The sequence below is a fragment of the Lentilactobacillus hilgardii genome, from assembly GCF_009832765.1.
GTDB classification, from domain to species: Bacteria; Bacillota; Bacilli; order Lactobacillales; family Lactobacillaceae; genus Lentilactobacillus; species Lentilactobacillus hilgardii.
Window position 1 is genome coordinate 36,140 of record NZ_CP047122.1, and the last position, 6,593, is coordinate 42,732.

5 protein-coding genes and 1 pseudogene are annotated in these 6,593 nt (G+C 38.7%); 1 reads left to right on the plus strand and 5 read right to left on the minus strand.

Annotation, left to right across the window (positions count from 1 at the left end; genetic code table 11):
* Window positions 1-2 precede the first annotated feature (2 nt).
* From GQR93_RS14755 to GQR93_RS14770, 3 genes and pseudogenes are all read right to left on the minus strand, one after another.
* Window positions 3-802, minus strand: a protein-coding gene (locus GQR93_RS14755) for an IS5 family transposase (protein WP_162920435.1) whose coding sequence is annotated in 2 segments (ribosomal slippage) — window positions 3-514 and window positions 514-802 — 801 coding nt in all. Because the reading frame shifts where the segments join, the coding sequence is not laid out codon by codon here.
* 71 nt (window positions 803-873) lie between these two features.
* A pseudogene (locus GQR93_RS14765) lies at window positions 874-1,610 on the minus strand (IS30 family transposase); the annotation flags it as partial.
* A gap of 190 nt (window positions 1,611-1,800) precedes the next feature.
* Window positions 1,801-3,045, minus strand: a complete 1,245-nt coding sequence (locus GQR93_RS14770) for an ATP-binding protein (protein ID WP_054736667.1) — start codon at window positions 3,043-3,045, stop codon at window positions 1,801-1,803.
* A gap of 389 nt (window positions 3,046-3,434) precedes the next feature.
* Here GQR93_RS14770 and GQR93_RS14775 point away from each other — a divergent pair, with 389 nt between their 5' ends.
* On the plus strand, window positions 3,435-4,337 hold the full coding sequence (locus tag GQR93_RS14775) for an IS982 family transposase (protein ID WP_138467835.1): 903 nt from the start codon (window positions 3,435-3,437) through the stop codon (window positions 4,335-4,337).
* 413 nt (window positions 4,338-4,750) lie between these two features.
* On the opposite strand, the gene GQR93_RS14780 is transcribed toward GQR93_RS14775, so the two are convergent.
* Both GQR93_RS14780 and GQR93_RS14785 read right to left on the minus strand, forming a co-directional pair.
* Window positions 4,751-5,086: a hypothetical protein gene (locus GQR93_RS14780; RefSeq protein WP_003554842.1), complete on the minus strand. Its 336-nt coding sequence runs from the start codon at window positions 5,084-5,086 to the stop codon at window positions 4,751-4,753.
* Window positions 5,086-5,952 carry a ParA family protein gene (locus tag GQR93_RS14785; RefSeq protein ID WP_054736598.1) on the minus strand — a complete coding sequence of 289 codons (867 nt, stop codon included), beginning with the start codon at window positions 5,950-5,952 and terminating at the stop codon, window positions 5,086-5,088. The genes GQR93_RS14780 and GQR93_RS14785 overlap by 1 nt, the downstream gene beginning before the upstream one ends.
* Between the last annotated feature and the right edge of the window lie 641 nt (window positions 5,953-6,593).

Here is a 6,593-nt window from a genome sequence, read left to right on the forward strand (position 1 = left end):
GTTTAGTATCTTTTGAGAAGTAACCTGATAAAAGCTAACGAAACCATCATGAGACTAGTGTTGAGCTTACGCTCACAGTTACGCCATAAACGATGATAATTTCCCAACCAACTAAATGAACGTTCAATGAGCCACCGTTGGGGGATAACCGAAAATTGGTGTAACTCATTTCTTTTAACGACGATTACCTTGGCTGAGGTTAAACTGCTAATCTCATTGGCAAAATTTTGGCCGGTATAACCACTATCAACCATCATGGTTCGAACCAATTTAAACTGCTCTAAATTAAGGGTGACGAGGGCAATCGCCCCGTCACGATCAGTGATGTTAGCCCGGGTAATATGGATAGCTTGCGGGAATCCATTGATGTCGACGGCTAAATGGCGCTTAATGCCGGAAATTTTCTTGCCACCATCGTAACCCTTATTTTCAGCGGTAGCGGTGTTCTTAATGCTTTGGGCATCTAAAATGACGAACGAAGTTCGGGCTGACCGCCCTTGCCTTAATCGTCGATCAGCGACAATTTTTTTAAAACCTGAGTTAATAAAGCTGGTTTATCAGGGGTGGGGGCTTTTGACCAACTCATCCAATAGTAGTAAACGGTGGACCACTTTGGATAATCAGCCGGCAAATCACGCCAAGTACAGCCATTTTTAAGGACATAGAGCATGGCACAGAAGATATCATAAGGATCAATGTGTTTTGGGTGAGTTCGTTTTCTTGAAGCTTCCAGATCCTGACGGATCAAATCGAATTGTTGCCGAGAAATATCGCTTTGGTAATGATGACTAAAATGTTGCATATGATCACCAACTTTTTTGACAGTAGTTTATCAAATTATTGGGTCAAAATCAAAGATACTAAACAGCTTCTAAGAGCGTCATTGACTGGCTTGGCAGACTTATCATCAACTTTTATCATAAGTTCAAAGCGGGTTTTACGTTCGGTCAGCGTGAGCAGTGCCTGGTCATCACGAGTTCGTTTGCCAGCCACCGTGTCAATCTCCCAGTGACCAAATTCTTTGCGAGTTTGAATCTCAGCAGGCCGCTGTTCAATGGATTGTCCTAAAACCTTCTGATTCTTTCGGCAACGAGCTGACTTAGTATTTCGGCGAACCTTTTCCAAGAGATCAACGTTTCTGGTTCGCATAAAATGACGATCAATCCAGTTATACAAAGTCGTCGTGCAAGGAATTTGGTCCAAAGGGAAACGACCGTTTTTTTCGCCCGACCGATAATGGCATCCGGAGAGTGGTGGGACACTAACATCTGTTCATCGGCGTAGTCGATAAACGCCGTATTTTGGCTAAAGAGACACGGACGATGGGAGTGCTGCCGGGCCTGATCATACTTTTCCTGAGCAACATCGGCTAAATAAACCGAGTGTTCATAAGTGTAGACTTTCCCGTTTTGGGTTTGACGGGAGATTTGGATTGTCGTGCCCCGTTTAATCTCATTATTGATGGTTTGGGGGACTCGTTGGAGTAGCCTGGCGATTTCCCGATTGGGCAACGGCTTGGGCAATCGTTTATAAGCTTCAATCTGGCAGCGTTCCTTAAAAGATAAGTGTTCCCCTTTAATAGTAGATGTGGTATTCTCAAGAGGCGTCATAGCGATTTTCCTTTTCATTAAATGTGTTAGAACTTTAATGATACCTGAAAATGCGCTATGGCGTATTATTTTTTTAAAATGGCTAACTTCATTTTAAAATCCACCGTAATCTATTAGCTGCAAATGACTAGACATTTTTTATAAAAATAATTCTGTAGACATTTTAAGTTTGAGTTCAGAACAATTTTCCCTAAACTCCCAGCATGGCGATCGGTAGCACATGAACCTGATCGTTACTTCTAGTGTAAGCAAACTGGCCCGTATTTAATAAGACTTTGGTAACCTTGAATTCATTTTTAACCAAATCCGCAAACCAGTTAAGATGGCGAACGTAGCTGTCCTTTGCTTCAGGATCAGCCTTGACCTCAAATAAGATTAGAGAGCTACCCTTCTGCAAGATAAAATCAATTTCTCTAGTCCCGCGTTGATCTCGGAAGTGAAAGAGTTTCGCATCATCAGCGTCTGCATAAACAATGAGGCTTTGATAAACTAGAGATTCCAATAATTGACCGATTAAATTTTGATTTAATTTACCAACATGTTTAGGGACTTGATATGTGGTTAGCTGTTGACGATTAACATCTAATAACTTTAACGCAATGGCCGGATCGAGCATAAAATGTTTCGGGGCCCGAGCTAAATTAGGATAAAGTTTTCCTACTCCCAAAAACGGTGGGACTTCATCAATAATGTAGAGAATTTCAAGAGCTTCCCGATAACTATTGGCTGTTGGTCGAGTAGGCGCTTCACTATTGTTCGCCATCGCAGCATCAATGATTGTCTGAAATTTAGTTGGTGTCCCAACCGAAGCTGCATAAGCCTTCATCCAAGCTAATAAACTGGCAGGTTTCTTAATTTTAAACCCATTCTCTTCGAAATCGTGATCAACAATGTTTCTAATGTAGCTGCGCAGTAATAAGTCACGAGCATGAGGAGCTTTATCGCGAATTCCAGGAAAACCTGACCTAAAGATCTCATCTAAGTAATCATTAATATCTTTTTTGGTTTGACCACTAATCCGGTCATCTTTGGTCAAATTAAATAGCGTTTGAATATGTATATAGTCAGTTGCCATGCCTCTTTCTTGAATGGTAAAAGGCCGTAATTTCATTCGAATAATACGACCGGCCCCACTGTGAATTCGAGAATTAACCCGAATACTACTGCCAGTAAATAAAACACTGCCATCTGACAATCCCTTATCTACTTCATGCCGGACAAAAGACCACATTTCCGGTGCTAATTGCCATTCGTCTAATAAAACGGGCTTCTGACCACGTAGAATAGTATCGGGAGCTCCTTTTAGCATAAGCCGGGTGGCTTCGTTGTCTAAATTATAGACGGTCTGAGCAATTTGAGTACATGTTTCAGTTTTGCCAACCGCTTTAGCACCTTCGACTAAGATGGCTGGAAGTTCTTGTAAATCACGTTTCAAAGGCTCATCAATAATCCGTTTCTCGTAAATTATAATCCCCTACTTTACATTTTTGTATAACTGTATTTTACAAAAATGATACTACGTATTTTACGTTTTTGCAACCTTATATTTTGCGTTTTTGTAAGTTGTTGTCGTTTAATTGTTGCAAAGGTTGGATTCTTTCCTTGTTTATTAAAACGAACGTATGATTGGACTTTTGAGGCTAAACCATCAATTATAACCTTATGTAACATCTCAAAGCCAAATCAAAAAAGTTTCTACCTAACGCGTTGTGCTAGTTGTGTCACATTCGTAACAATTGAATTAGTTTTTTGAGCTTTAAGCAACCCAAAGCCCCGCATACGCGGTAACTTCTTAGGTGACTAAACCAGAAAGAAGGAACTGTTATGCGAGGCCTCCTCAAAGTTATCGTAAAAACCAATCCAATTCAAGCTAAATTTCAACATTTTATCGAAATTATTGAACCGATTTATGAAACCATTAATCCGGCTATTCGTTTCCGGCCAAATTACCGCCAGCTGAAAGCCGATGATGTCATTATCCTGGCCTGCATGTTAATGCGGATTGAAGAACGGGACGGTTCCGAAACCTATTTTCATCAAAAATTGGTTAGCTGGGGAATTACTGTCCCTGAACGCTCCCGGTATAACCGGCGTTGTCGAGATTTAGTATTAATAATGAAATTCATGCGGGTCACTTTATTGAGACAGTGGGTCCCACCCGTTACCTATGAAATCATTGATAGTGCGCCGATTACTTTGGCAGCTACTCGTCGAAGCAATCAGGCCAAGGTTTTAACCGGTTTCGCCAACAAAGGCTATAATGCCACCAAACAGACCTATTACTATGGCTTTAAGTTACATGCCGTGATGGCCAACCAAGGCTACTTTCTGGCCTGGGAACTGACGCCGGCGTCCCTTGATGATCGAAAAGCCGCGGAAGAACTCTTATTAACCGCGCCCGCGCGACAGGTCTTAGCCGATGGCGGTTATTTAAGCCAACCATTAAAAGATCGGTTGGCCACCACCTTTGGCATTCATCTTTGGACGCCCTTGCGCAAGAACATGGCTGCCCAGACAACGGTCGATACCGGATTTTTGAAAAATCAACGTCGGCATATTGAAACCAATTTTAATAATTTAGATACGGTGGGCCACTTTGAACACCCGGGAATTCGAACCATGTCCGGCTTGGAGAGCCGCTTAGAAGCGCTGTTACTGTGGCACACGATTCGAGTTCATGAACAACTCGCCGCTGGCAAAAGCGGGTTAAGACTTGGCCATTACTAACCAATATTTCATAACTAGCACAACGCGTTAAATTACAAAATACTTGTAACATGTAAATTGCTACAGAATAATTAAAAAAGTGCCCTCCCTACCGGTTAAAGACATGTCAATATCACAATGAAATGCCATTATACCAGTAGATAGGGCGCTTTTTCAAAAAAATAGGGAAATATAGAAATAGGGAAAAGGGGAAAAAGGGAAATACCGCAATTTCCCTTTTTCTATATTTGTAAATACTAGTTCAACAGTTTCATAAATCCAACTGATACTGTCTTTTAATGCTTCTTGAATTTCCTAATATTTTATCACTAGCTACTTAGTTTTTTATCTGTGACTAAAATCAGATATTAAAAAGGGATATTTCGCTATTAAGAAATATCCCTTTAGGGAAATAGGGAAATATCGTAATTTCCCTATTTTTGACTTCTAAATTTAAGCATGGTTTCATAGATACTTCTTTCTTCTGGATTCAATTCGTTCACATATGAATCTAGCAACAATTGAATTATTTCATAATCGAATTTCATTGATTCAATTTCTTTCAAAATATCTAACTGAGTTTTTGTTTCGGTAGAAATTTTAATTGATTTCTTTTGATTCTTAAACTTTGTTTTTAAGGTTTTATGATCATTTGAATTTGAAAATTCAAAACTTTGTTGAGGCTTAAAGTTTTTGGTGTGGTTTCTCAATAGGGGATTACCTTTCTTCACACCCTTTAAAATGTCATCGGTTGAATTATCACTTGCCATTATTTATCCTCCAATTCTCCATAGACTACTATTCTGCGAACAAATTCTGCTGTAATTCTTTCGTATAAATCTAAAACACGTTTGTCAAATCTATCTTTTTCAGTAATACCTGTTAATTTAAATCTCTTAATTCGTTCCATCCGCGGAATAACTGTTGAAAAAATATTTTCTCTTCCAAATTCACTAGTTGCCGTTGCTAAAACAGACTTATCAACTGTCCCTCTTTTATTCATTATCATTGGCAAAACGCCCAAGACTTGGACAGGTAAGTCATATTCCGTTTTCAACGAACTTAAAAGAGAAAGATACTCTTCAGCTCCATTTAAAGAATCAGCTTCTGTTTGAAGGGCAATGAGAACAAAATCTGAAAAAACACAAGCTGCTGTTGAAATCTCTTTGTTTAGCGGTGGTGTATCAATTAAAATAACATCATACTGACTTCTAAGTGGTTCAAATAAATTAGGTATTAAATGATCTGCTTCATTATCATTTTTTGTCGTTTTCCAAAGATACTTTGGATAATCAGCAAAATCTGTAGAGCACGGTAACAAATACAAGTCATCTAAAACTCTCATTGGTAAATCTTCAACATTTCCCTGTGTTACACCCACCATTAAAGTTTTTTGAATTACAAGAACATCATCATTCCTAGCAGACCGTGTAAGTATTAGATGTTGAGATAAATTGTTCTGAGGATCCATGTCAATTAGTAAAGTCTTAATACCATATTTTGCTAATTGATAACCAATTAGTTCGGTATTGGTTGTTTTACCTGCACCGCCTTTTTGGTTCCCGCTAGTTATTACAATAGCGCCTTTATGTTTTTTTATTGCTTCAATATCTCTTACGAGTATTGCAGAATCCATACGCTCATCTCCTTGTTTAGATTGTATCATAAATAGGGAAATTAGGAAATAGGGATATTTCCCTATTTCCCTATATAGAAATAGGGAAATATTAAAAAACATTTACACTCTGCTATATATACGATAAAATAGAGGGCGTTAGCAGTTATCAGAGAGTTAACAAACAAACTAAAACTAATTTAACAACCGAATAAAGAGATTAAGCTAAACAGAAAAATCCCCGATTCACGAGGAATCAGGGATTTTGGGTTTAGCAAGTAGCTAACAGACAGCTACTTAGATTCAGTCGATTTAGACCGCCAAGTTAAAATCGACTGAACATTGTTCTTAATTTGTAGATTAATTATACCGCAAACCAGTCCCAAAGGACAAGTTAAGGATAGTTAAAAACAAATTAAAGTCAATGGACTAAGTAGCTAACCAGAGCTATTTGGTCCATTTTTTGTTGTTAAAACTTAAAAAAGTTGCCGACTGGGCAACTCACAAACAGACACATGCTGGTAAATTACAAAGCCTCAAGTCTAAATGAATGCTTTGTAATTCAGTTAGAGCATATCAGATTTGTATTGTAATGCAAGTCGAATGTTTTAGCAACTCTCTTTTGAGACAGCGTGTGTCAGTCAAGAAAGGGAGTTTTTATT

Excerpts from the sequence above, each read along its gene's own strand:
- GQR93_RS14785 (WP_054736598.1), bottom strand. The coding sequence starts at position 5,952 with ATGGATTCTGCAATACTCGTAAGAGATATTGAAGCAATAAAAAAACAT.
- GQR93_RS14780 (WP_003554842.1), bottom strand. The coding sequence starts at position 5,086 with ATGGCAAGTGATAATTCAACCGATGACATTTTAAAGGGTGTGAAGAAA.
- GQR93_RS14775 (WP_138467835.1), top strand. The coding sequence starts at position 3,435 with ATGCGAGGCCTCCTCAAAGTTATCGTAAAAACCAATCCAATTCAAGCT.